At 69.5% G+C, this 21997-nt stretch carries 25 protein-coding genes; 13 read left to right on the top strand and 12 right to left on the bottom strand.

Translation table 11 applies throughout. The features are described 5' to 3' along the window. Positions 1-39: 39 nt before the first annotated feature. Complete coding sequence (locus ACFKCF_RS49560; protein ID WP_394502764.1) at positions 40-702, top strand: serine hydrolase domain-containing protein; 663 nt, start codon at positions 40-42, stop codon at positions 700-702. A 73-nt stretch (positions 703-775) separates the two neighbouring features. On the opposite strand, the gene ACFKCF_RS49565 is transcribed toward ACFKCF_RS49560, so the two are convergent. The 5 genes from ACFKCF_RS49565 to ACFKCF_RS49585 all read right to left on the bottom strand — a co-directional run bounded on the left by ACFKCF_RS49565 (position 776) and on the right by ACFKCF_RS49585 (position 5267). Then, entirely contained in the window at positions 776-1072 is a 297-nt protein-coding gene (locus tag ACFKCF_RS49565) for an antibiotic biosynthesis monooxygenase (RefSeq protein WP_192789828.1), read from the bottom strand. Positions 1073-1274: 202 nt separating this feature from the next. Then, positions 1275-2891 carry a GMC oxidoreductase gene (locus ACFKCF_RS49570; RefSeq protein ID WP_394502766.1) on the bottom strand — a complete coding sequence of 539 codons (1617 nt, stop codon included), beginning with the start codon at positions 2889-2891 and terminating at the stop codon, positions 1275-1277. 22 nt (positions 2892-2913) lie between these two features. Further along, positions 2914-3414, bottom strand: a complete 501-nt coding sequence (locus ACFKCF_RS49575; protein ID WP_394502768.1) for a carboxymuconolactone decarboxylase family protein — start codon at positions 3412-3414, stop codon at positions 2914-2916. Then, positions 3411-4469 carry a dihydrodipicolinate reductase gene (locus tag ACFKCF_RS49580; protein ID WP_394502769.1) on the bottom strand — a complete coding sequence of 353 codons (1059 nt, stop codon included), beginning with the start codon at positions 4467-4469 and terminating at the stop codon, positions 3411-3413. The genes ACFKCF_RS49575 and ACFKCF_RS49580 overlap by 4 nt, the downstream gene beginning before the upstream one ends. 39 nt (positions 4470-4508) lie before the next feature. Beyond that, entirely contained in the window at positions 4509-5267 is a 759-nt protein-coding gene (locus tag ACFKCF_RS49585; protein WP_394502771.1) for a class I SAM-dependent methyltransferase, read from the bottom strand. 72 nt (positions 5268-5339) lie between these two features. On the opposite strand from ACFKCF_RS49585, the gene ACFKCF_RS49590 reads away from it, so the two are divergent. Continuing rightward, positions 5340-5909, top strand: a complete 570-nt coding sequence (locus ACFKCF_RS49590; protein WP_394502773.1) for a CGNR zinc finger domain-containing protein — start codon at positions 5340-5342, stop codon at positions 5907-5909. 5 nt (positions 5910-5914) lie between these two features. On the opposite strand, the gene ACFKCF_RS49595 is transcribed toward ACFKCF_RS49590, so the two are convergent. The 4 genes from ACFKCF_RS49595 to ACFKCF_RS49610 form a co-directional block, all read right to left on the bottom strand. Further along, positions 5915-6448, bottom strand: coding sequence for an NAD(P)-dependent oxidoreductase (locus tag ACFKCF_RS49595; protein ID WP_394502774.1), 534 nt, complete (start codon positions 6446-6448; stop codon positions 5915-5917). Positions 6449-6549: 101 nt separating this feature from the next. Further along, a complete protein-coding gene (locus ACFKCF_RS49600) occupies positions 6550-6738 on the bottom strand; it encodes a hypothetical protein (protein WP_394502776.1) in 189 nt (62 codons plus the stop codon). Positions 6739-6789: 51 nt separating this feature from the next. After that, the gene (locus ACFKCF_RS49605) at positions 6790-7158 is read right to left on the bottom strand and encodes a ClpX C4-type zinc finger protein (RefSeq protein WP_394502777.1); all 369 of its coding nucleotides are present in this window, start codon (positions 7156-7158) and stop codon (positions 6790-6792) included. Between the two features lie 18 nt (positions 7159-7176). Beyond that, entirely contained in the window at positions 7177-7518 is a 342-nt protein-coding gene (locus ACFKCF_RS49610) for a hypothetical protein (protein ID WP_394502779.1), read from the bottom strand. A gap of 324 nt (positions 7519-7842) precedes the next feature. Between ACFKCF_RS49610 and ACFKCF_RS49615 the strand changes: the two genes are divergently transcribed. The 8 genes from ACFKCF_RS49615 to ACFKCF_RS49650 all read left to right on the top strand — a co-directional run bounded on the left by ACFKCF_RS49615 (position 7843) and on the right by ACFKCF_RS49650 (position 15218). Then, positions 7843-9657, top strand: a complete 1815-nt coding sequence (locus ACFKCF_RS49615) for a glycosyltransferase family 2 protein (RefSeq protein ID WP_394502781.1) — start codon at positions 7843-7845, stop codon at positions 9655-9657. Between the two features lie 68 nt (positions 9658-9725). After that, positions 9726-10724 (top strand): energy-coupling factor ABC transporter permease, encoded by a 999-nt coding sequence (locus ACFKCF_RS49620; RefSeq protein WP_394502783.1) that lies wholly within the window; start codon positions 9726-9728, stop codon positions 10722-10724. A 3-nt stretch (positions 10725-10727) separates the two neighbouring features. Beyond that, positions 10728-11483 carry a cobalt ECF transporter T component CbiQ gene (cbiQ, locus tag ACFKCF_RS49625; protein ID WP_394502785.1) on the top strand — a complete coding sequence of 252 codons (756 nt, stop codon included), beginning with the start codon at positions 10728-10730 and terminating at the stop codon, positions 11481-11483. Then, complete coding sequence (locus ACFKCF_RS49630) at positions 11477-12214, top strand: energy-coupling factor ABC transporter ATP-binding protein (RefSeq protein WP_394502787.1); 738 nt, start codon at positions 11477-11479, stop codon at positions 12212-12214. The genes cbiQ and ACFKCF_RS49630 overlap by 7 nt, the downstream gene beginning before the upstream one ends. Positions 12215-12309: 95 nt before the next feature. Then, positions 12310-12648, top strand: a complete 339-nt coding sequence (locus ACFKCF_RS49635; protein ID WP_185070501.1) for an STAS domain-containing protein — start codon at positions 12310-12312, stop codon at positions 12646-12648. A 48-nt stretch (positions 12649-12696) separates the two neighbouring features. Beyond that, the gene (locus ACFKCF_RS49640) at positions 12697-13470 is read left to right on the top strand and encodes an SDR family NAD(P)-dependent oxidoreductase (RefSeq protein ID WP_394502789.1); all 774 of its coding nucleotides are present in this window, start codon (positions 12697-12699) and stop codon (positions 13468-13470) included. Between the two features lie 7 nt (positions 13471-13477). Next, on the top strand, positions 13478-14242 hold the full coding sequence (locus ACFKCF_RS49645; protein WP_394502791.1) for a crotonase/enoyl-CoA hydratase family protein: 765 nt from the start codon (positions 13478-13480) through the stop codon (positions 14240-14242). Between the two features lie 355 nt (positions 14243-14597). Continuing rightward, on the top strand, positions 14598-15218 hold the full coding sequence (locus ACFKCF_RS49650; protein ID WP_394502793.1) for a rhomboid family intramembrane serine protease: 621 nt from the start codon (positions 14598-14600) through the stop codon (positions 15216-15218). Between the two features lie 3 nt (positions 15219-15221). Here ACFKCF_RS49650 and ACFKCF_RS49655 read toward each other — a convergent pair whose 3' ends face one another. Then, complete coding sequence (locus ACFKCF_RS49655; RefSeq protein WP_394502795.1) at positions 15222-15746, bottom strand: TIGR00645 family protein; 525 nt, start codon at positions 15744-15746, stop codon at positions 15222-15224. A gap of 99 nt (positions 15747-15845) precedes the next feature. Here ACFKCF_RS49655 and ACFKCF_RS49660 point away from each other — a divergent pair, with 99 nt between their 5' ends. Then, complete coding sequence (locus ACFKCF_RS49660) at positions 15846-16214, top strand: BlaI/MecI/CopY family transcriptional regulator (protein WP_394502796.1); 369 nt, start codon at positions 15846-15848, stop codon at positions 16212-16214. Here the strand turns inward: ACFKCF_RS49660 and serC are convergent. Further along, on the bottom strand, positions 16193-17302 hold the full coding sequence (serC, locus tag ACFKCF_RS49665; protein WP_394502798.1) for a phosphoserine transaminase: 1110 nt from the start codon (positions 17300-17302) through the stop codon (positions 16193-16195). The two genes, ACFKCF_RS49660 and serC, sit on opposite strands and share 22 nt — an antisense overlap. A gap of 145 nt (positions 17303-17447) precedes the next feature. On the opposite strand from serC, the gene ACFKCF_RS49670 reads away from it, so the two are divergent. Further along, on the top strand, positions 17448-20033 hold the full coding sequence (locus ACFKCF_RS49670) for an ABC transporter substrate-binding protein (protein WP_394502800.1): 2586 nt from the start codon (positions 17448-17450) through the stop codon (positions 20031-20033). A 19-nt stretch (positions 20034-20052) separates the two neighbouring features. Here the strand turns inward: ACFKCF_RS49670 and ACFKCF_RS49675 are convergent, their stop codons facing one another. Then, the gene (locus ACFKCF_RS49675) at positions 20053-21159 is read right to left on the bottom strand and encodes a citrate synthase 2 (protein WP_185070513.1); all 1107 of its coding nucleotides are present in this window, start codon (positions 21157-21159) and stop codon (positions 20053-20055) included. 179 nt (positions 21160-21338) lie between these two features. Here ACFKCF_RS49675 and pdxH point away from each other — a divergent pair, with 179 nt between their 5' ends. After that, positions 21339-21992: a pyridoxamine 5'-phosphate oxidase gene (pdxH, locus tag ACFKCF_RS49680; RefSeq protein ID WP_394502802.1), complete on the top strand. Its 654-nt coding sequence runs from the start codon at positions 21339-21341 to the stop codon at positions 21990-21992. The last annotated feature ends 5 nt before the right edge of the window (positions 21993-21997 follow it).

The raw sequence follows: 21997 nt of genomic DNA on the forward strand, positions 1-21997 counted from the left end.
CGGAGGAGAACAGGCGCCGGACGTTGCCGCTGAACAGCCGTGCCAGGGCAGGGAAACCTGTTCGACAAGGCCGGCATCCCCAAGGAGCGCTACCGCTCCTGGACGGCGAAGGAGCTGGTGGACAGGGCGGGGAGACTGCCGCGCGAGTTCCCGCCCGGAGCCAGGTACGGCTACTCCAACACCAACTACATCGTGCTCGGCATGCTGATCGAGCGCGTCACCGGCAGGCCGTACGCGACGGAGATCAGGGAGCGGATCCTGCGGCCGCTCGGCATGGGGCACACCCGCGTGCCGGGCGCCTCGCCGGAGGTGCCCGGGCCGCACGCCCACGCGTATGTGCCGGTAACCAAGGGAGGCAGGGTCGTCCCGGTCGACGTCACACGGTTCAATCCCACGATGGCCGGCGCGGCCGGTGAGATCATCTCCACGACGGAGGACCTCAACCGGTTCTACCGCGCTCTGTTCCAGGGCAGGCTGCTTCCTTCCGCGCTGCTGAAGGATATGAAGGACCCCGGCATGACGAAGAAGGCGTACGGGCTGGGGCTGGAGATGGCGCCGTTGCCGTGCGGCACCGCGTTGGGGCGGGGCATGGCGGGGGTGCTGCGGGTTACCTCACGGTGGCGTTCAGCTCGGCTGACGGGTCGCGGCAGGTGGCTCTGTCGATCACTTCATACGCACGGGATCCCGAGAAGGCGGCCGTGACGCTGCTGACCTCCGCGCTGTGCCCGTGAGGCACGTTGCGAACAGTCGGCCCGCCGGGCGGCGGGCCGGTGGTTCACCGTACGGGGACGCCGAGCTCGCGGCCCTGGTAGAAGCCTTCGCGCTCCTCGAGGACGTAAGGACTCATGATCTCCCGGCGCCGGTTCTCGGCCTCGGAGCTCCGCCAGGAGTCGCACGCCTCCTTCGAGTCCCAGAACGACACCCCGGTGATCTCCTGCCCGTCCTCCGACCAGTACGCGTACGCGTGGCGCAGGCCCTCCGGGTACGGGTCCGGGCGCCATGCCCGTTCGAACTCCTCCAACGCTCCCGGCCTGATGCGGCGCGTCGTCACCCAGACGAAGTGCTCTCTCATCGCAGCCTCCTCGGTGGCTTTCCTTCCACCATAGGCGCCCGGGGAGGCGATATAAGGGAAAATATCATCGTAAAAGGCTGCGGTTTCCATACCGTGGCATGGGATTTGCTTGACGATCGCCTGTAAAGGGCGTCATCATTGATCCAAGCGATGACACGACGCCCAGATTCGAGGCCCGCAGAGATGCGGGCCTCAAATCTTTTCACAGATCAGTGGCGATGATTCTCTCGATGTTCCGCTCGGCGAGGGCCGTGATGGTGACGAACGGGTTGACGCTGGTGTTGCCCGGGATCAGCGCCCCGTCGATGACGTACAGCCCGGGGTAGGCGGTCAGGCGCCCGTAATTGTCGGTCGCCTTGTTGAGGACGGCGCCCCCGAGCGGGTGGTACGTCAGATGGTCGCCCCAGATCTTGTAGACGCCGAACAAATCGGTCCGGTAAATCGTCCCTTCCTTCGAGTTGATTTTGTCGAAAATGGTCTTCGCCATGTCGATGGCCGGTTGTTTCCAGGCCGTCTGCCAGTTCAGGTCCACCTTTCCCGTTGCGGCGTTCCAGCTGAACTGGGCCCGGTTCGGGTTCTTGGTGATGGAGAGGTAGAACGACGCGAAGGTCTCGATCCCGGTGGGCAGCGGGGCGATTTCCGCGAAGGCGCCGCCCGCGGCCCAGTTGTCGATGCCGCAGCACGGGATGGACGACTGGAGGGATCCGGTCGGGTCCCAGAGGTGGTTGGCGCGGCCGCACATGACGTTGCCGTTGTCGCCCCAGCCCTTGCCGATCTCGCCGTTCAGGTTGGGCAGCGCGCCGGTGGCCTTCAGCTTGACCAGTAACTTGCTGGTGCCCACGCTGCCGGCCGCGAAGAACACCCGGTCCGCGGTCACGGTCTTGGTGGCCGTGGTGTCGCCGTTCGTGTTGAGCTGCTCGATGGTCACCGTGTAGGCGCCGCCGGACGCGGGAACGACCGAGGTCACCCGGTGCAAGGGGGAGACGGTGACCCGGCCGGTGGCCGCGGCCCGGGCGAGGTACGTCTTCTGCAGGGACTTCTTGCCGTGGTTGTTGCCGTAGAGGATCTCGCCGGCCAGGGCCGACTTGGTGACCGTGCCGGCGGCCTCCTGCTTCATGTAGTCCCAGTCGTACACGTCCGGCACGAAGGTGAACGGGAAGCCGGAGCGCTGGGCGTGCTTGCGGCCCACGCGGGCGTACTGGTAGCAGTCGGTGGAGTCGAACCAGGCGGGGTCCACGGTGCCGACGCCGAGGCCGGCGTTCGCGCGGGGGTAGTAGGTGTCGTACATCTCGGCGGGGTTCACCGAGGGCAGGATGGCGGCGAAGTTCTCGCGCTTGGGGGTGACGGCCATGCCGCCGTTCACCAGCGAGCCGCCGCCGACGCCGCGGCCCTGGTAGACCGTGATGCCGCTGAACTCCTCGGCGTCCAGCACGCCGGTGTAGCGGGTGATGTCCCGGTCGATGGGGAAGCCGAGGAAGTAGTTGAGCGGGGCTTTCGTCCGGGTGCGGAGCCAGTAGGAGCGGTTGTCCGGCTGGAGCGTGTTGCAGAAGATCTTGCCGTCGGAGCCGGGGGTGTCCCAGGCCATGCCCATCTCGATCATGTGCACGTCGACGCCGGCCTGGGCGAGGCGCAGGGCGGCCACGGAGCCGCCGTACCCGGTGCCGATGACCAGGACGGGCACGCGGGCCCCGTCAGCGATCGGACCGGCAGCGGCGGCGGCCGGGCGGGCGAGGGCCGCCGCGCCCAGGAGGGACCCGGTTCCGATGAGGAAGCCGCGGCGGGAGAGGTCGGGGGTCGGGGACTTTCCGGTGCTGCGCATGCGGTCCCTCACTTCGTGGTTCTCATCTTCGGGGGGTTGGCGATGAGCCGCCGGTCAGCGTGCATGCGGTGTCGAGGCCCAGTACGTGGTTGAGGCGGCCGAACGCCAGCCACGAGCCGAGGCACATGCTCAGCTCCACGATCTCGAGCTGGCTGTAATGCGCCGTCATCCGGGCCCAGAACTCCTCGTCCAGGCCGTGGTGGTCCAGGGCGTACCGCTCGGCGTACTCGGCCGCCAGGCGGGTGCGCTCGTCGAACGCGTCGGTCGTGCGCCACTCCGTGACCGCGTCGGCGAACGTGTCCTCGACCTTCTGCCCGTCCCGTTCCGTACGCCAGTCGAGGCAGAAGGCGCACCCGTTGATCTGCGCGATCCGCAGCCGCGCGGCCTCGAACTCGCGCAGTCCGAGGGTCGTGTGAGTGTACACCGACATCGAGAACTTCGAGGCGGCGATCCCGATGCCGGGGACCATCTCGCCCCACACGTACGCGATCGGGTCCTGGCCTGCGGGGATGTCGATGTTCACGGTCGTTTTCCTCCGAGCTTGCCGGGTCGCAGCGGGACGTCGAGCGCGTCGTACAGTCCGGGCCCGGCGTCCGCGAGCCAGTCGATGGCGCCCACGAGCCGGGCGACCGCGGTGGCGTTCCCTCCGGCGGACAGGTTGCCGCCCTCGTCCGTGGCCTCGACCGTGACCTCGATGCGCGGCCGGCCCTCGATGATCACGCGGTGCGCGCCCACGCCGTTCGGAGGTGTCGGCCAGTCGGGCGCGCAGGACGGGTGGATGCGAGTGACGTGCTCGACGACGATGCGGGGCTCGCCCTCGACGATGCCCTGCACCTCGAACCGGACCGCGCCCTGCGTCCCGGCCTCGAACTCGCCCACCGTGGCGTCGAGCGCGCGCCGGTCCCGGGTCTCGCGGATCTCGTCGAGCTCGACGCCGAGCGCCCTGGCCATCAGCCGTACCTGGCCGCCCCACACCATGGTCGGGACGGTCGGCGCGATCATCGGCGGCTCGTAGTCCATCGGCTGGCCCATGCCGACCAGGTACCGGACGGAGTCGGGCTGGTCGTACGTGGAGTAGTCGAAGATCTCCTGGCAGCGGATCGCGTCGATGGTGGAGCCAAGCCCGCTGATCAGCAACGGCAGCACGTCGTTGCCCCAGCCGGGGTCGATCCCCGACACGAACAGCGAGCCGCCGCCCTCGCCGATGGCGGCCAGCACCGGCTCGCGCAGCTCGGGCGGGGCGTTGCGCTGGTCGTAGAGCGCGTAGAGGGAGGGGGTGACGACGACGGCCCCGGCTCGGATCGCCCTGGTCACGTCGGCGAGGGCCTCCTCAGGACGGAGGTCGCCGGAGGCCGCGTAGACCACCGCGCGTGGGCTCGCGCCCAGCACCCCGTCGACGTCGTCGGTGGCGGCGACCCCGAGCTCGTGACCGAGCCCGCCGAGGTCGCCGGCGTCCTTGCCGACCTTGTCCGGATCGTGGACGAGTACGGCTGTGAGCTTCAGCCCCGGATGGGCCTCGACCGCACGGATGGCCGCGCGGCCGACGTTGCCCGTGCCCCAGACAACCGTGGACATCATGGGCGGAGCGTAGCAAGCGCTTGGTTAGTCGTACAGAGGTCAGCCTCGTACGGCGCACAGCAGCCGGTTGTTCCCCCGCTGCCAGAGCGTGCCGACCTCCGCGAAGCCGGCCTCCTGGAGCGCCTCGACGTGATGCGACAGCAGGTGCGACTCCGAGCCGTGGTGCGAGGCCCCGGCCGTGGTGCGACGCGCCTCGTTGAGCTCGGCGAAGGCGGGGTCCGCCTCGACCGCGTCCCACCAGGCCCGCCAGCCCTCCGGCGGGTTCGCGCCGAACGCCCGCTGCGTCTCCCTGTCGTGGACCGCGCGCTCAAGGCGGGCCAGGGCGGGGGCGGCGTCGTCGGTGTCCATGTGGTCGCCGTTGAGCAGCAGCCCGCCGGGCCGCAGCACGCTCGCCACCTCCGCGTACATGCCCTTGAGGTCGGCGGCGGAGATCCAGTGCAGCGCCGTCGTGCTGATCGCGGCGTCGGCGGGCCCGTCCAGCCCGAGCAGCTCGGTCCAGCCGCCGGTACGCAGGTCCGCCGAGACGAACGTCAACTGCGGGTAGGCGGCCCGCCCGAGCCCGAGCAGCAGCGGGTCGGCGTCCACCGAGATCACCTTCGCCTTGGGCAGGCGGTCGAGCAGCCGGGCCGACAGGGATCCGGGGCCGCAGCCCAGGTCGATCACCACCGGGTCCGGCCGGTCCAGCGCCTCCACGGCGTCGATCAGGGCGGTGAAGCGCTCCTCGCGGTCGGGGAGGTAGCCCTCCTGCTGGCGGTCCCAGCGCGCGATCCACTCCAATGCGGCATCGTGAGTGAGCACGTACGTCTCCTTGTGACTGTCGTTTAAGCTTTGGACAGTTACAAGCTAGAACATGAAGGTGTAACCGGTCAATTGGATTACAACAGTCACACGGATGGCGTGGTCAGGGCCACGGTGGCGCTCGTCAACGCGCTGACCCCCGGCGAGCAGCGGGGACGCGCTCATCCGGCGCCGGGCAGCGCCGGTGCCGCCGCAACCGAGAGCCTGCGTACGGTCTATCCGGATCACCGCGAGGTCACCGACTCGGAGGGCGCCGAGCTGGCGGAGGTGGCCGCCCGCCTGCGGACGGTGTTCGCCGCCGTGGCCGCCGACGACATCGACGCCGCGGCCACCGAGGTCAACTCGCTGCTGGAGGAAAGCCACGCCAGGCCGATGCTGGAGCGGCACGACGGCGAGCCCTGGCACCTGCACTTCCACGGCCCGGGCGGCACACTGGCGGGCGAGTGGGCGGCGAGCTGCGCCACTGGGCTCGCGATCGTGCTGGGCAGCGAGTTCGGCGAGCGCCTCGGGGTCTGCACCGCGCCGCACTGCGACCGGGTCTACGTGGACGTCTCACGCAACGGCACCCGGAGGTTCTGCTCCACGGCCTGCCAGAACCGCGTCAAGACGGCCGCCTTCCGCGCCAGGAGCCGGGCCGACTGACGGGGCTAGAGGATCCTGATCGGGGCGCCGGCGAGGAAGGCGTCGATGTCCTCGACGGCCTCGCGGAAGTAGGTGGCGTAGTTGAGCTCCGTCACGTACCCCAGATGCGGCGTGGCCAGCACGTTGGGCAGCGTGCGGAACGCGTGGCCGGCGGGCAGCGGCTCCATCTCGAACACGTCCAGCCCCGCTCCCGCGATGCGCCCCGCCCGCAGGGCCGCCACCAGCGCCTCCTGGTCGACGATCGCCGCCCGCGAGGTGTTGACCAGGTAGGCGGTCGGCCGCGCGGCGGCCAGGTCGACCGACGCGTTGCGCATGCCCGAGGTGATGAGCAGCCGCAGGTTGGGCAGGCGGTCGAGCACTTCGGCGGGGAACGGCGTGCGCTCGCGCATGATGACCACGATCTCGTGGTCGTGGAGGGCGGCGACGAGGTCGTCCTGGGTGGTGAAGTGGTCGCGGAAGCTGGTGGCCCGCACCCTCGACCAGTCGGCCAGGCCGAGAGCCACTCCCTGGTAGTCGTCAAGCACGGCGCAGCGCAGCATGGCCAGCAATCCTACGGAGGATCCGATCCCCCTGCTGCAGCTCCCCGGATGCGGCCGGGGAGCTGCAGCCCGTTCATTGGGCAGCGAGCGTGCTTATGGCCTCACTTCGTGAAGCGGGCTCGGTCGCCCTGGATGCCGCCGCCTTCCTCCGCTCTGGTCGCTGCGCTCCCGCCGCTCCTCCAGGCGGCGGCGCTCCCTCGCTCTGCCTCTTCGTGCAGCGCCAGGATCAGGATCAGCTCCAGTTGGAGCTCCTCCAGATCGGGCGCGGTGAGTCCGTCTAGGACGCGCATGTCGGGCCTCCCTGACCATAAGACGCCCCACACGTCACAACGGTTCACATTTTAGGTCTCGCTTCTGAACCGTTCCCACGCGGATTGCCGCGTCATGCCGAGCGAGGTGCCGATGCGTTCCCAGCTGACGTCCCTGCCGCGAAGATGCGCCACCCAGTCGCGCAGGTTGTCGTCCACCTGCGCCTGCACGGCGGCGATTTTCGGAAGATGCTCGAGTATTTGCTCCTCTGTCATGGTCTCCCACATGGGGAGGCGGGGCTCGGTAGAGGTGGCGAGGCGCTCCTGCGCGAGGATTTCATTGCACAGATCGACGCATTGGTCACAAATGTGCACACCGGGACCGGCAATCAGCTTCTGCACCTCCGCGCTCTTCTTGTGGCAGAAAGAGCAGCGGAGTTTGTCCTTCCAGTCGTCAGGCATGGCCTGACGCTAACACCGTCAGGCCGCACCTGACAACCCCATCTGCTCCTGCAGGATGGCCTGACGCTCTTCGGCGATCTTGCGGCAGATCGTCACGTACGCGTTCAGCACCTTGCCGTACATCCCGCGCGCCTGTTCGAGCTGGGCGCGCAACTCCAGGACGCGGTCGGTGTCGCCGCGTTGCTCGGCCTCCGCCAGCAAGGTCCGTGCCTCGTCCACGATCTCCTCGGCCCGCAACCTCGTACGGCGGAGCACGGCGGAGCACTGATGCAGCTCTTCCAAGCGAGCCGCGCAGACGATGAACTCAGCAGAGTGCACGGGCGAGTCGTCCGACGCCCGCCTGCGGAGATCCGATGTCATTTCCCGCCACCTCCCGGTCAAGGTTGCCTAACTGTAGACGCGCAAGGCCCACGAGAGGATCACCGGGCAAGGTCCGGAGGGGGCTGAATGATCCTGGCGGAGAGGTTTCTATTCCTCGGTAGGAAAACCTCATTCCTGAAACTCATTCGGTCGAGGATAAATGTGGTACTGCCAGGGCCTATTAGTGGAATGCCGTATATCTCCGTTGGCTGCAAAAGCAGGGGGTGAAGACATACGATCGGCCCTCGCCGGGCCGGGACTCGTCACATACTGAAGCGAGACGGCAGCGCAACGTGACTCTCTGAAGTGGTGGCGGTGGTGGCGATGTCTGCAACGGGGAACGGTGACGACGCGGTCGATGTCAGCGTCGTCATCCCCGCACACAACTGCCGGGCCTACCTCGACAGATGTCTCACCTCCGTGCTCGTGCAGCGCGTCAGGAAGGAGATCGTCGTCGTCGACGACGGCTCCACGGACGGCAGCGCCGAGCTCCTCGATCTCTACGCCGCCTACCACAAGGCCAGCGTCAAGGTCGTCCACATCGACGGCAGCGGCGGCGCGGGCCGGCCGCGCAACGTCGGCATCGAGCACGCCTCGGGCCGGTACGTGTTCTTCTGCGACGCCGACGACTACCTCGGCCCCGAGGCGCTGGAGCGCATGGTCGCCATGGCCGACAGGAACGGCTCCGACATCGTCCTCGGCAAGATCGTGGGCCACGGCAGGCGGGCGCCGGTGTCGATGTTCCAGCAGAGCGCCGACCGGGTGACCATCGGCGACAGCAACGTCTACAACAGCCTGTGCTGCTTCAAGCTGTTCAGGAGGGAGCTGCTGGAGCGCCACCGCATCAGGTTCGGCGAGGGCATGCTCGTGGGGGAGGACATCCTCTTCACCGTCCACGCCTACTGCCACGCCGGGGCCGTCTCCGTGGTGGCCGACTACGACTGCTACCACCTGGTGTCCAGACCCGACGGCACCAGCATCATGCAGCAGCGCGGCAGCAGGGACCCGCTCGCCTGGCTGGCCATGATCAGGGCGCCGATCCGGCTCATGGCCGGGCACGTCGAGCCCGGCCCGCTCCGCGACCACCTGCTGCGCCGGCACTTCAGGCTGGACGTGTTCGCGCAGCTCGGGCAGGTGTTCCTGGAGAGCGACGACGTGCGGCGCAAGGACATCGCGCGGGAGGTGGCCGCCCTGTGCGACGAGTGGTACACCCCCGGCGTGCACGAGCTGCTCGACAGCGTCGACAGGCAGCGGGTGGCCGCGCTCGACGACATCGAGCGCCTCGTGCGCCTGGCCCGCATCGAGGGCGCCGCCGTGCGGCGCAGGCTGACCGGGCTGTCCTGGGACGGCGACCGCCTCGTGGTGACGGGAACGGCCGGGCTCGACGGCATCGGCGGGGACGACGGCCTGGCCCTGGTGCTGCGCGCGCGGCACGACCCGGCCGCCGAGGTGGTCGTCCCGGCCGAGCGCAAGGGGAGCGAGTTCACCGCGCGGGTGGACGTGTCCGCGCTCGGCTCGGGGATCTGGGACCTGCGGGTGGCGGTCGAGGTCGAAGGCGTGGTGCGGCTCGGCAGGCTCGGCGCCGAACGCGACAGCGGCGTCAACCGCCCGCCGCCCCGGCTGATGGGCGCCGTCGTGGCCCTGCCGTACTTCACCAGGGACAACGGCAACCTCAGCATCGACGTCGGCGGCCACGTGGTCGGGGTGCCCGGCTCGGTGCGGCTCATCAGGACGAGGTGGGCGCTGGGGCACCGGCTGATCGTCGACGGTGAGGTCTGCGTCGCGGGCGCCGCCCCCGCCGCCTCGGCGGTCAAGCGGGTCGTCTGGCGCGAGCGGCGCAGCGGCCGCGAGCGGGCCGAACGCGCTGTGGCGCTGCCCGGCGGCGGTTTCGTGGCCAGGCTCGGGGTGGGCTGGCTGCCGCCCGGCACCTGGGACGCGTACCTGGAGCTGGATCTGGGCGGGCCGCCCGCGCGGTTCAGGATCGAGACCGACGCCGAGACGGTGGCGGCGCCGCGCCGGTGGTGGGGAGCGGCCGTGCTCAGGAGCGTGCGGCCGTACGCGACGTCGGGGAAGGGACGGCTGAGCACCGTGGTGCGGCGGCTCACGGCGAAGATGATCATCCGGAGAATCATGCGCTAATGCCATCCATATGCAGGTGCAAGACGATGTCCTAAAGTAGGACCGTTTGCTCTTGCAGGAGGTGTGCCGTGCACGTACCAGATGGCTTCTTCAATGCGGCGACATCCATTTCGGCCGGGGTCGTGGCGGCAGCCGGGGTCACCGTCTGCCTACGCGGGGCCCGGCGCGAGCTCGACGACCGGACCGCTCCCATGGCCGGGCTCGTCGCGGCCTTCATCTTCGCCGTCCAGATGCTCAACTTCCCCGTCGCCGCCGGCACCAGCGGCCACCTGCTGGGCGGTGCGCTGGCCGCGATACTCGTCGGGCCGTACACGGGGGTGCTGTGTATGGCCGTGGTCCTCCTCGTACAGGGCGTGTTCTTCGCCGACGGCGGGCTGACCGCGCTCGGCATCAACATCACGATCATGGGCATCGTCACCGTGGTGGTCGGCTGGGGGGTCTTCCGGCTGGTGACGAGGCTGTCCGGGGGACGCGTGGCGGTGGCGGCGTTCCTGGCGGCGCTGGTCTCGGTGCCGGCCTCCGCGCTGGCGTTCACGCTGCTGTTCTGGATCGGGGGGACCGCGCCGATCGAGGTGGGCGCGGTGGCGGCGGCCATGGGAGGCGTGCACGTCCTGATCGGGATCGGCGAGGCGCTGATCACGGTCGTGACCGTCAGCACGGTCCTCGCCGTGCGGCCCGACCTCGTGTACGGCGCCCGTGGCCTGACCAGGCCCCTGGTCCTGCGCGGCGCCGAGGGCACGAGCACCACCGTGGGCGGGCAGGAGCCGGTCGCCGCCCCCGGCAGGCTCAAGCCGTTCCTGCTCGGCGGGATCGGCCTGACGCTGGTGCTGGCCGGGGTCGTGTCGTTCTTCGCCGCGTCCTCGCCCGACGGGCTGGAGGCGGTCGCCGAGAACAAGGGCTTCCTCGGCCAGGCGACCGACCACCTGGTGACGTGGGGGCTGGCCGACTACGGCGAGGTGGGCGGCATCCCCGTCGGCGTGGCCGGGACCATCGGAGTCGGGCTCGTGCTGCTCATCGCCGGGGCCGTGGCCTACGCCGCCCGCGGCCGCGACGCGGCCAAGGTGTGAGGCGTGGGCGCGGGACACCATCACCAGCTCTACCTGCCGGGCGACTCGGTCGTGCACCGGCTGCCGCCGCAGTGCAAGCTGCTGGCCGTCTTCGCCTTCGCGATCGTCGTGGTGGCCACGCCGAGGGAGCGGTTCTGGGCGTTCGCGGTCTACGCCGCGCTGCTGGGAGCCGTGGCGGTGGCCGCGCGGGTGCCGGTGACGTACGTGCTGCGGCGGATGGTGATCGAGGTGCCCTTCGTGCTGTTCGCCTTCCTCATCCCGGTCATCGGGCTGGGGGAGCGGACCACGGTCCTGGGGCTCTCGCTGAGCGTGCCGGGCCTCTGGGCGGCCTGGAACATCCTGGCCAAGGCGACGCTCGGCGTGATCGCCTCCATCCTGCTCGCGGCCACCACCGAGCCGCGGGTGATCCTGATCGGCGCCCAGCGGCTGCGGCTGCCGGCACTGCTGGTGCAGATCGCCATGTTCATGTTGAGGTACATGGACGTGATCGTGGACGAGATGCGGCGGATGCGGGTGGCCAGGGAGTCGCGCGGGTTCGAGGCGCGTGATCTGCGGCACGTCCCGGTGATCGCCCGCTCCGCCGGGGCGCTGTTCATCCGTTCGTACGAGCGGGGCGAGCGCGTGCATCTGGCCATGCTCAGCAGGGGATACACCGGCAAGATGCCGATGATCCAAGATATTTCGGCATCTGTACGCCAATGGGGCATCGCGCTGGCCCTGCCGGCCGTGGCCCTCGCAGTATGGGGACTCTCGTGGTGAACTCTCTCGACGTCAGGCAGCTCGCCTACGCCTATCCCGACGGCACGCAGGCGTTGTTCGGCGTGGACCTGTCGATCGCCCGCGGCGAGCGGGTGGCCCTGCTCGGCCCGAACGGCGCCGGCAAGACCACCCTCGTCATGCATCTCAACGGCATCCTCACCCCGGGGCACGGAAGCGTCACCGTGGCCGGCACGCCGGTGCGCAAGGACACGCTCAAAGAGGTCAGGCAGCGCGTCGGCCTGGTCTTCCAGGACCCTGACGACCAGCTCTTCATGCCCACGGTCGGGGACGACGTCGCCTTCGGCCCGGCCAACGCGGGCATGCGGGGCGAGGACCTCGACCGCGTGGTCAAGGACGCGCTGGAGCGGGTCGGCATGCTGGAGGCCATCGACCGGCCGCCGCACCATCTGTCGTTCGGGCAGCGGCGCAGGGTGGCGGTGGCGACCGTGCTGGCCATGGCGCCGGAGATCCTGGTGCTCGACGAGCCCTCGTCCAACCTCGACCCGGCCGCCCGCAGGGAACTGGCCGAGATCCTGCGCTCGCTCGACGTGACGGTGCTCATGGTCACGCACGACCTCCCGTACGCGCTGGAATTGTGTGAACGTTCGCTGATCCTTTCCGGCGGCGTGATCGCCGCCGACGGCCCCACGCGCGAGCTGCTCTCGGACGCGGAACTGCTGGCCGAGCACCGCTTGGAGCTTCCATACGGATTTGCGATCCCTGCGGTGTGAGGGCATTTATCCGCCTCCCGGCCGCCTCTTCATAGTTTGTGCATGCCCGGGACCCGGGGATGTCGAAGTACAGTGGCTCATCGAGGAGGGGCCAAATGAAGCTGCGGCTTGCGCGACACGCCCTTGGCGATGCCGTGGTGGTGGCCGTTGAGGGAGAGCTCGACCTGTTCACCGCACCGTTCTTGCGCGACGAGGTGCGTGACGCGATCAAGCAGGACAGCGCCAGGCTGGTGCTCGACCTTCAGCAGCTGTCGTTCATGGACTCCAGCGGCCTGTCGGTGCTGATCGAGGCCTGGCGGCTGGCGACGGGCGAGGGCGGCGGCGTGTCCCTGGCGGCGCCCCAGGCGCCCGTGGCGCGCATTCTCCGTACGACGGGGCTCGACCGGCGCATCAAGGTCTATGCCGACGTCGACAGCGCTGTGGGCGAGATTTGACGCCCCCCGAGTAGAACTTCATTCGGTCGGCGGGTTAGGGTCCGGGATATGGACGTGAACGGATCTGCAGCAATCATCTCCGGCGGCGCCAGCGGCCTCGGCGAGGCCACGGCCCGCGAGCTGGCCCGCGCGGGCGCCACGGTCGTCGTCGCCGACCTCAACGAGGAGCGCGGCAAGACCGTCGCCGACGAGATCGGCGGGGTGTTCGTCAAGACCGACGTGTCGGACGACGAGCAGGTGCAGGCGGCCGTGGACGCCGCCGTCGCCACCGGCAAGCCGCTGCGGGTGGTGGTCAACAGCGCCGGCATCGGCTGGGCCGAGCGCACGGTCAACCGTGACGGCAGCCCGCACAACCCGGCCACGTACCGCAAGGTCATCGAGGTCAACCTGATCGGCACGTTCAACCTCATGCGCATCGGCGCCGCGGCGATCGCCAAGACGGAGCCGGCCGACGCGGACGGGCAGCGGGGCGTGGTGATCAACACGGCCTCCGTGGCGGCGCTGGAGGGCCAGACGGGGCAGCTGGCGTACTCGGCCTCCAAGGGCGGCATCGTGGGCATGACGGTGCCCGCGGCGCGCGACCTGGCCGCGATCGGCGTACGGGTCAACACGATCTGCCCGGGGATCATCGACACGCCCATCTACGGCTTCACGCCCAACTCCGAGGAGTTCAAGGCCAAGCTGGTGGCACCGGTGGTGTTCCCCAAGCGCATGGGGCGGGCCGACGAGTTCGCGCACCTGGTGCGCTCGCTGGTCGAGAACGACTACATGAACGCCGAGGTCATCCGCTTCGACGGCGGCATCCGCTTCCAGCCCAAGTGAGGTCTCGTTGTCTGACGAAGTGCTCGTCGAGGAATCCGAGAACGTCGCCGTAATCACGATAAATCGCCCTAAAGCGCGGAATGCCGTGAACGGGGCGGTGGCGCGGGGGATCGCCGAGGCGCTGGACGCGCTCGACGCCCGACCCGACATTTCCGCCTATGTCCTGACTGGTGCCGGCGGCACCTTCTCCGCGGGCATGGACCTCAAGGGGTTCCTGTCCGGCGACTTCCCGGTGGTCGAGGGGCGCGGCTTCGGCGGCCTCGCCGAGTCGCCGCCGAAGAAGCCGCTGGTGGCCGCCGTGGAGGGGTACGCGCTCGCGGGCGGGTTCGAGCTGGCGCTGTCGTGCGACGTCATCGTGGCGTCGTCGGAGGCCAAGTTCGGGCTGCCGGAGCCCAGGCGCGGGCTGGTGGCGGGAGCGGGCGGCGTCATGCGGCTGCCGCGCCGGATCCCGTACCACGTGGCCATGGAGATCGCCCTGACCGGCGACCACTATCCGGCGGCGCGGCTGTACGAGCTCGGGCTGGTCAACCGGGTCACCCCGCCGGGGGAGGCGTTGGAGGGGGCGCTGGAGCTGGCCCGCAAGATCGCCGCCAACGCGCCGCTGGCGCTCGCCGCGACCAAGAAGGTGATCATCGAGTCGCAGGACTGGTCGCTGGAGGAGATGTTCGCCAAGCAGGGGGCGATCGTCGGGCCGGTGTTCGGCTCCAAGGACGCCATGGAGGGCGCGGCCGCCTTCGCCGAAAAGCGCGCCCCCCGCTGGACGGGCGAGTAGCCGGGCCGGCGACAGGCCCCTTACGGGCGGGAGAGCACCCCACAGCCGCCCTCCCGCCCAGCCGCCACCCCGCTGTCCCCGCCCGCGTCCGGAGCGCCGCTGGGCGCCTTCCCGCCGCCTCCTCGGCACCGTCCGCCACCCCTCCTCCGAGGGACCTCAGCCCTCCTCTCGCGGATGCTTGTGTGCGGCGCTGTGGGGCTGCCGTGCCTGCCGCCAGGGCGGTCCGTTGCCCTGCCCGCCACTCCTCCTGCGAGGGACCCCGGGATGCCGGATCCCGTCAAGGGCGGCTTTTAGCGCGTGCATAAGTGTTCCTGGCTACGGTAAAGAAAGAGAAGGCAACGTACCGGGAGAGCGCATGAGCGACTATTCGGGTCCCAGGTTCGAGTCGGCCAAGCGTGGCGCCGGGGCGCTCCTGTCCGGTGCGCTGAGTGCGCTGGCCGTGGTGGTCGCCATGCTGGCCGTGATGTGGGTCGTCGAGGGCGTCGACTTCGTGCTGAACGGCAGGCTCGACCGCGAGTTCGGCATCATCGGCTGGGAGCCCGACGGGCTGATCGGCATCCTGTTCGCCCCGTTCCTGCACGGCGGCTTCGGCCATCTCATGGCCAACTCGCTCCCGCTGCTGGTCCTCGGCTTCCTGGCCGGCCTGCGTGACCTGCGCAAGTTCCTGTGGGCCAGCGTGCTGATCGTCCTCATCGGCGGCTTCGGCACCTGGCTGACCAGCCCCAACGTCTACACGGTCGGCGCCAGCGGCCTGATCTTCGGCTACTTCGGTTTCATCCTGGCCCGCGGCCTGTTCGACCGCAGGCTGCTCGACATCGTCATCGCCGTCGGCGTGGGCTTCGCGTACTGGGGGATCCTGGCGGGCCTGCTGCCCAACCAGCAGGGCATCTCCTGGCAGGGCCACCTGTTCGGGCTCATCGGCGGCGTGGTGGCCGGCTGGGTGCTGCGGCGCAAGCGCGAGATCCCGGCGTACTGACGGTCAGAGATGTGACCGCGTGTGCTCCGCCGGGGAGGTGGACAGCAGGCGGTCGATGTAGGCGAGGCCGATGGCCGAGGCCACGAAGGCCAGGTGCATGATCGTCTGCCACATGATCTTGTCGTTGGGCGTCGACTGAGCCCTGATGAACGTCTGCAGCAGGTGCACCGACGAGATGCCGACGATGGCCGTGGCCAGCTTGACCTTCAGCACGTTCGCGTTGACGTGGGAGAGCCACTCGGGCTCGTCGGGATGGTCGTTGAGGTTGATGCGCGAGACGAAGGTCTCGTAGCCGCCGATGATCACCATGATCAGCAGGTTGGAGATCATCACCACGTCGATGAGCGCCAGGACCGTGAGCATGACCACGACCTCCGGCGACGGCGTCGCAGAGGTGGCCGGCGCGGTGTGCAGGAACACCGTCTCGATCAGGTGCCAGAGCTCCAGCGCGAACTGCCAGACGTACACCGCCTGGGCCACGATGAGGCCCAGATAGAGGGGAACCTGGAGCCAGCGGCTGGCGAACATCAGATAACCGAGGCTCTTCGGCCGTGAGATCCCCTGGCCGGATCTGACTTTTTCGGGCAACAATGTTTCCTACTAATCGAGCCGGAGGAGATTGGTCAGTTGGCGAACCTGGGGTCCCTGGAACGCGCGATCATGGACGTGCTGTGGGATGCCGGGAAACCGATGCGCGTCAGGGAGCTCCTCGTCAGGCTCAACGAGGAGCGCGAACTGGCGTACACCACGGTGCAGACCGTGGCCGAGCGGCTGGTGAAGAAGGGGCTGCTCGAACGTACGCCGTACCGCAACGCCTTCCGCTACGCCGCGGTCAGGTCGAGGGACGAGCACGTCACCGACCTCATGCTCGAAGCGCTCTCGGCCAGCGACGACAGGCTGCCGGTGCTGGCCAGGTTCGCGCAGAGCGTCGAGGAGGAGGACGCGCTCGCCCTCATGGAAGAGCTGTCACGCCGTCAGAGGCGCTCGACCACGTAGTCGACGCAGACCGTCAGCGCCTCGATGTCAGCCGGGTCGATGGCCGGGAACATCGCGACGCGCAGCTGGTTGCGGCCCAGCTTGCGGTACGGCTCGGTGTCGACGATGCCGTTGGCGCGCAGCACCTTGGCCACGGCGGCGGCGTCGACGGACTCGGCGAAGTCGATCGTGCCGACGACCTGCGAGCGGAACTCCGGAGCGGCGAACGGCGTGGCGTACGCCGACTTCTCCGCCCACGTGTAGAGGCGCTGGCTGGACTCGCCCGTGCGGGCGGTGGTCCAGGCCAGGCCGCCGTTGGAGTTCATCCAGTCGAGCTGGTCGGCCAGCAGGAACAGCGTGGCCACGGCCGGCGTGTTGTAGGTCTGGTCCTTCGAGGAGTTGTCGATCGCGACCGGCAGGCTGAAGAACTCCGGCACGTAACGGCCGGTCGCGGCGATCTCCTCGACCCTGGCCAGCGCCCGCGGCGACATGATCGCGATCCACAGGCCGCCGTCGGAGGCGAAGCTCTTCTGCGGGGCGAAGTAGTAGACGTCGGTCTCGGTGATGTCGACGGGCAGGCCGCCGGCGCCGGAGGTGGCGTCCACGAGCACCAGCGAGTCGTCGGAGCCCACGCGCTGGATGGGCATGGCGACGCCGGTCGAGGTCTCGTTGTGGGTGAGCGCGTAGACGTCGACGCCCTCCTCGGCCACGGCCTCGGGGTAGGTGCCCACCTCGGACTTGATGACGCTCGGCTCGCCCAGCCACGGGGCCTTCTTGGTGACCGCCGCGAACTTCGAGGAGAACTCGCCGAACGACAGGTGCTGCGACTTGTCGCGGATCAGCCCGAAGGCGGCGATGTCCCAGAACGCGGTGGTGCCGCCGTTGCCCAGCACGACCTGGTAGCCCTCGGGCAGCGAGAACAGGTCGGCGAGCCCGGAGCGTACGCGGCCGACCAGGTTCTTGACCGGCTTCTGGCGGTGGGAGGTGCCCATGAGGCTCGCGCCGGAGGCGGCGAGCGCGGCCAGTTGCTCGGTGCGTACCTTCGAGGGCCCGCAGCCGAATCGGCCGTCGGCGGGCTTGATGTCAGCGGGAATCACGATGTCAGCCACCTGACCAGGGTACTGATCCCGCGAGCCTGACAAGGGACCGGGGCGGGAATCTGAGAAGAACCCCACAACCAAAAGATCGCAAATGCCGCAGAATGGAGGTACCGGGGACCTGCCATGTTCGGGACGCGAGAGCGGCGGTGGCGCCATGCCCTCTGAACGGGATTCGCGCGAGGTGGTGGAGGGCCTGCTGCGGCGGCCCTTCTGGCGAGACCTCCCGCTGCCCGTGCTGGTCGTCACCGGAGCGCGGGCCGGCGCGGCCGCGCAGTTGGCGGAGCGTTTCAAGGGCCGCCTGCCGTACGCGCGGCCGGAGAAGGGCGCGAGCAGATCGCCGGCCGAGCTCGTGGACGCGCTGGCCGGAGCCAACGGCGCCCTCGGCGGCAACACGGTCGGCAACACCCTGCTGCCCGCGCCGCGCTTCCCGCTGACGGAGTTCGTCTTATGGGCCCGGGCCCAGCGCGACAGGAAGCCGGAGGAGTGGCCGCAGGACAGGTGGCCGCCGTCCCCTGACTCGCGCCCCGGGCAGGAGGAGCTCAAGCATCGGTTCGGCGCCAGGTTCGGGGTTCGCCCCAGCCTGCAGGCCGACAGTCGCAAGCGGTGGGCGGCGGGCGACTTCCTCGTGCGGGCCGCGATCTTCTTCGTGCCGGTCGCCACCGTGGTCGCCTGGTGGCTGGACGCCGGGATCACCGACCTGATCCCGCTGGCGCCCGGCCTGCTCGCCCTGCTGCTGGGCGTCGGCGCGATCGCGTTACAGGCGGTGCGCTTCATCCGTGGCACGGCCTTCTCGCGGTGGTTCCGCCGCCACCAGTACAAGGACCTGCGGCGCACCGCGGGCGAGAGCCGCCACAAGTACGCGCTGCAGCTGATGAAGGCGCCAGAGCCGGAGATCGAGAAGCTGCTGGTCTACGCCATGCTGGAGGACCTGCGCCAGGCCTACCGCAAGTGGCCGCGGATCCCGTGGCCGAGCTGGGGGCGCGGGCTGTACGCCCTGCTGGTGCTCGACGCGGGTGACCCGGTCCACGCGCGGTTCCTGCGGGTTCTCGATGAGGTCCGGTACGAGACGGACATCGTGCCGCCGCTGCTGGTGATCGTCGAGGACCCGGGGCAGCCGGTGCCGCCGCCGGCCGGCCGGGAGCCGCGGAGCATCGCCGAGGATGTCGAGGACTGGCGCTCGCGCGTGGCGTTGCGCGGGCCGGAGCCGCGGCTGCGGCTCGCCGGCGACAAGCTGGTGCTGACGGACACCTACAAACCGCGGCTGGGCGGGGTCAAGGCCCGTGCCGTCGGCTACTGGCTCGCGATGCTGGCGCTGCTGCTCGCCCCGCCGCTGTACGTCTACGGCAGCAAGTGGTTCGGCTGCGGCCCCGGCATGATGTGGGCCGAGCAGCAGTGCGTCGGCCTGAGCGACGACCTCGCCGAGATCGACCCCGACCCGGCCCTCGTGCCCGTCCTCGAGCGGATCAAGCAGCAGAACGAGGCCATCGACACGAGGCAGCGGGTCGTCACGGTCTTCTATCTCGGCGTGCTCACCACGTCGCACCCGGGCGACGACCAGACGGGCGGCTCGGCCGGCGAGCTGTCCGGCATCGCGGCCCGCCAGGGCGCCTACAACCGGTTGGGCAGCTGGCAGATCAGGGTGGAGCTGGCCAACAGCGGGCAGTACTTCCGGCACGCGGAGTTCGCCGCCAGGATGATCAGGCAGCGCGCGGCCGGCGACCCGGACGTGGCCGGGGTGATCGGGCTCGCGTGGAGCAGGACCGAGACGCAGGACGCCATCCGGGTGCTCAGCGACGCGCACATCCCGATGCTCAGCACCACCAATTCGGCCGACCTGACGCCGCTGGTCTACCAGGGCCGTCCCTCGCCGTACTTCTTCCGCATGGCGGCTCCCAACTCCGCCCAGGCGCGGGCGTTCGAGCTGTGGCTGGCGCACGGGCTTCCCGGAGGTGAGCCGGTCGCTCCCCAGCGGGTCGCCGTCCTGGTCGAGCGCGACGCGCAGGACCACGAGCTCTACAGCAGGGACCTCGCGGACGGGCTGGCCAAGGGCCCGTACGCGGCCGCGAGGCAGTACCGGTTCGCCAACCAGGACGAGCTGGCCAGCAAGATCGACCTGGCCTGCCAGGACGGCGCGGAGGTGCTGCTCTACACCGGCCGGGCCACCTACCTGAACACCGTCGCCGACACCCGCGAGCACCAGTGCGCGGACAAGGTGCAGATCCTGGCGGGCGACGACGTCACCGAGAAACTGGCGCAGCTCATCGTCAAGGAGGACTTCCCCAACAAGCCGGTGATCTCGTTCGTCGCCCTCAACGACATGCGACAGGGGCTGGGCGGCAACCGCACCCAGGCGGAGATCGAGAACTGGATCGCGAGTGTCAAGGCGACGGGCGTGTCGCGCGTGCACGCGTGGATGGGCTACGACGCGCTGCTGGCCGTCACGTCGGCGATCAACAAGATCAAGGCCTCGGACGTCGACGAGTCGGTCAACATCGCCGAGAGCGTCGCGTACAACCTGCGCGGGCTCGGCGTGGGCGGCCTCATCCAGGGCGCGAGCGGGAAGTTCTACTTCTCGGAGGACGCGGAGTCGCACGCCGCGCTCCCTCGCGGGCTCTGGCTGTTCTCCACGGATCCCGCCGCGGGTTCCTCTGAGAACGGCCCGGCGCCGCGGGGGAGCTGCACGGTCGACGAAAAGGCCCCGGGCACCGCCGAACTCGAGGTGAAATGCTCGTTCGGCTGACGCGCCGGGGCCGATCCCGTCAGTTCTTGCCGGTGACCTCGGCGGCGCCGGGCACGTCGCTCAAGGGACGCGAGGCGGGGCCGACGTAGTTGGCGCTCGGGCGCACGAGGCGGCCCGTGAGCTTCTGCTCCAGGATGTGCGCGGCCCAGCCGGCCGTGCGGGCGCAGGTGAACATCGAGGTGAACATGTGGGACGGCACCTCGGCGAAGTCCAGCACCACTGCCGCCCAGTACTCGACGTTGGTGGCCAGCACCCGGTCGGGCTTGCGGGCGTGGAGCTCGTCCAGCGCGGCCTGCTCCAGCGCCGCCGCGACCTCGTAGCGGGGGGCGTCGAGCTCCTTGGCGGTACGGCGGAGCACGCGGGCGCGCGGGTCCTCGGCGCGGTAGACGCGGTGCCCGAAGCCCATGAGCCGGTTGCCCTTGTCGAGCTCGCTCTGGACGTACTTCTTGGCGTCGCCGAGCTGCTCGACGCCCTCGATCATGTGCAGGACGCGGGCCGGGGCGCCACCGTGCAGCGGGCCCGACATCGCGCCGACGGCGCCGGAGAGCGCGGCAGCCACGTCGGCCCCGGTGGAGGCGATGACGCGGGCGGTGAACGTGGAGGCGTTCATGCCGTGCTCGGCCGCGGAGGTCCAGTAAGCGTCGATGGCCTTGACGTGCTTGGGATCAGGCTCACCGCGCCAGCGGATCATGAAACGTTCGACGATGGTCTCGGCCTCGTCGACCCGGCTCTGCGGCACCATGGGCAGGCCGAGGCCGCGCGCGGACTGCGCGACGAAGGAGAGGGCCATGACGGAGGCACGGGCGAGCTGGTCGCGGGCCTCCTCGTCACTGATGTCGAGCAGAGGCTTGAAGCCGTAGGCCGGAGCCAGCATGGCCAGCGCGCTCTGCACGTCTACGCGGATGTCACCGGAGTGGACAGGGATGGGGTACGGCTCCGCCGGGGGCAGGCCCGGCTGGAACTTGTTGTCGACCAGCAGGCCCCAGACAGCCCCGAACGGGACACGGCCGACCAGTTCCTCAATGTCGACGCCCCGGTATCGAAGGGCGCCCCCTTCTTTGTCCGGTTCCGCGATCTCGGTCTCGAAAGCTACGACGCCTTCGAGCCCGGGTTTGAAGTCGGACATGCTCGGCCGCCTCCCTTTCCCTTGCCATGTTTGGGCAATGCCTTGATGTCGAGATACCGGCGGGTCAATTTAACCCCTTCCCAGGTCGTGCTCGGTCTCGGGACCCGCCGTAAGGCCAAACCCGCTGGTGAGGGGGGTTGCATGGGATCCACCACGCAAGCGCGCAAGAATACCGTCTCGTGGATGCCACCCCGCGCCCGCCCGTGCTGGCAGGGCTACGCCGAACGTACGAGGGCCGGCCGCTGCTCGAATCCGACCTCGCGTCCGACCCCATGGAGCAATTCACCTTCTGGCTCCAGGACGCGCTCGAGTCCGGCCTGCCGGAACCCAACGCCATGGTCCTGGCCACCGCCTCGTCGGGCGGCCGCCCGAGCGCCAGGACGGTCCTGCTGAAGGGCTACGACGAACGCGGTTTCGTCTTCTACACCAACTACGAGTCGCGCAAGGGCCGCGACCTGGCCGAGAACCCCCGAGCGTCACTGCTGTTCCCCTGGCATCCGATCCGCCGCCAGATACGCATCGAGGGCACTGTGACGCGGATCTCCCACGAGGAGTCGGCCGAGTACTACAACTCCCGTCCGTACGGCTCGCGCATCGGCGCCTGGGCGTCGCGGCAGTCGGCCGTCGTGCGCTCCAGGGAGGACCTGGACGATCGCTACGCGGAGCTGGCCGAACGCTGGCCGGAGAGTCCGCCGGTGCCCGACTTCTGGGGAGGTTTCCGGGTCTATCCGATCGAGATGGAGTTCTGGCAGGGACAACTAGACCGTATGCACGACAGGCTCCGTTATCGGCGGACACGACCCGGTTGGGTCCTGGAAAGACTGGCACCTTAGTGTTC

This window comes from Nonomuraea sp. JJY05, from assembly GCF_043496855.1.
GTDB lineage: Bacteria > Actinomycetota > Actinomycetes > Streptosporangiales > Streptosporangiaceae > Nonomuraea.

What these genes read in the sequence shown, in the direction of transcription:
- ACFKCF_RS49565 (WP_192789828.1), bottom strand. Translation starts at nt 1,072, where the DNA reads ATGAGAGAGCACTTCGTCTGGGTGACGACGCGCCGCATCAGGCCGGGA.
- ACFKCF_RS49570 (WP_394502766.1), bottom strand. Translation starts at nt 2,891, where the DNA reads ATGCGCAGCACCGGAAAGTCCCCGACCCCCGACCTCTCCCGCCGCGGC.
- ACFKCF_RS49580 (WP_394502769.1), bottom strand. Translation starts at nt 4,469, where the DNA reads ATGATGTCCACGGTTGTCTGGGGCACGGGCAACGTCGGCCGCGCGGCC.
- ACFKCF_RS49595 (WP_394502774.1), bottom strand. Translation starts at nt 6,448, where the DNA reads ATGCTGCGCTGCGCCGTGCTTGACGACTACCAGGGAGTGGCTCTCGGC.
- ACFKCF_RS49600 (WP_394502776.1), bottom strand. Translation starts at nt 6,738, where the DNA reads ATGCGCGTCCTAGACGGACTCACCGCGCCCGATCTGGAGGAGCTCCAA.
- ACFKCF_RS49605 (WP_394502777.1), bottom strand. Translation starts at nt 7,158, where the DNA reads ATGCCTGACGACTGGAAGGACAAACTCCGCTGCTCTTTCTGCCACAAG.
- ACFKCF_RS49610 (WP_394502779.1), bottom strand. Translation starts at nt 7,518, where the DNA reads ATGACATCGGATCTCCGCAGGCGGGCGTCGGACGACTCGCCCGTGCAC.
- ACFKCF_RS49615 (WP_394502781.1), top strand. Translation starts at nt 7,843, where the DNA reads ATGTCTGCAACGGGGAACGGTGACGACGCGGTCGATGTCAGCGTCGTC.
- ACFKCF_RS49635 (WP_185070501.1), top strand. Translation starts at nt 12,310, where the DNA reads ATGAAGCTGCGGCTTGCGCGACACGCCCTTGGCGATGCCGTGGTGGTG.
- ACFKCF_RS49640 (WP_394502789.1), top strand. Translation starts at nt 12,697, where the DNA reads ATGGACGTGAACGGATCTGCAGCAATCATCTCCGGCGGCGCCAGCGGC.
- ACFKCF_RS49650 (WP_394502793.1), top strand. Translation starts at nt 14,598, where the DNA reads ATGAGCGACTATTCGGGTCCCAGGTTCGAGTCGGCCAAGCGTGGCGCC.
- ACFKCF_RS49655 (WP_394502795.1), bottom strand. Translation starts at nt 15,746, where the DNA reads ATGTTCGCCAGCCGCTGGCTCCAGGTTCCCCTCTATCTGGGCCTCATC.
- ACFKCF_RS49670 (WP_394502800.1), top strand. Translation starts at nt 17,448, where the DNA reads ATGCCCTCTGAACGGGATTCGCGCGAGGTGGTGGAGGGCCTGCTGCGG.
- ACFKCF_RS49675 (WP_185070513.1), bottom strand. Translation starts at nt 21,159, where the DNA reads ATGTCCGACTTCAAACCCGGGCTCGAAGGCGTCGTAGCTTTCGAGACC.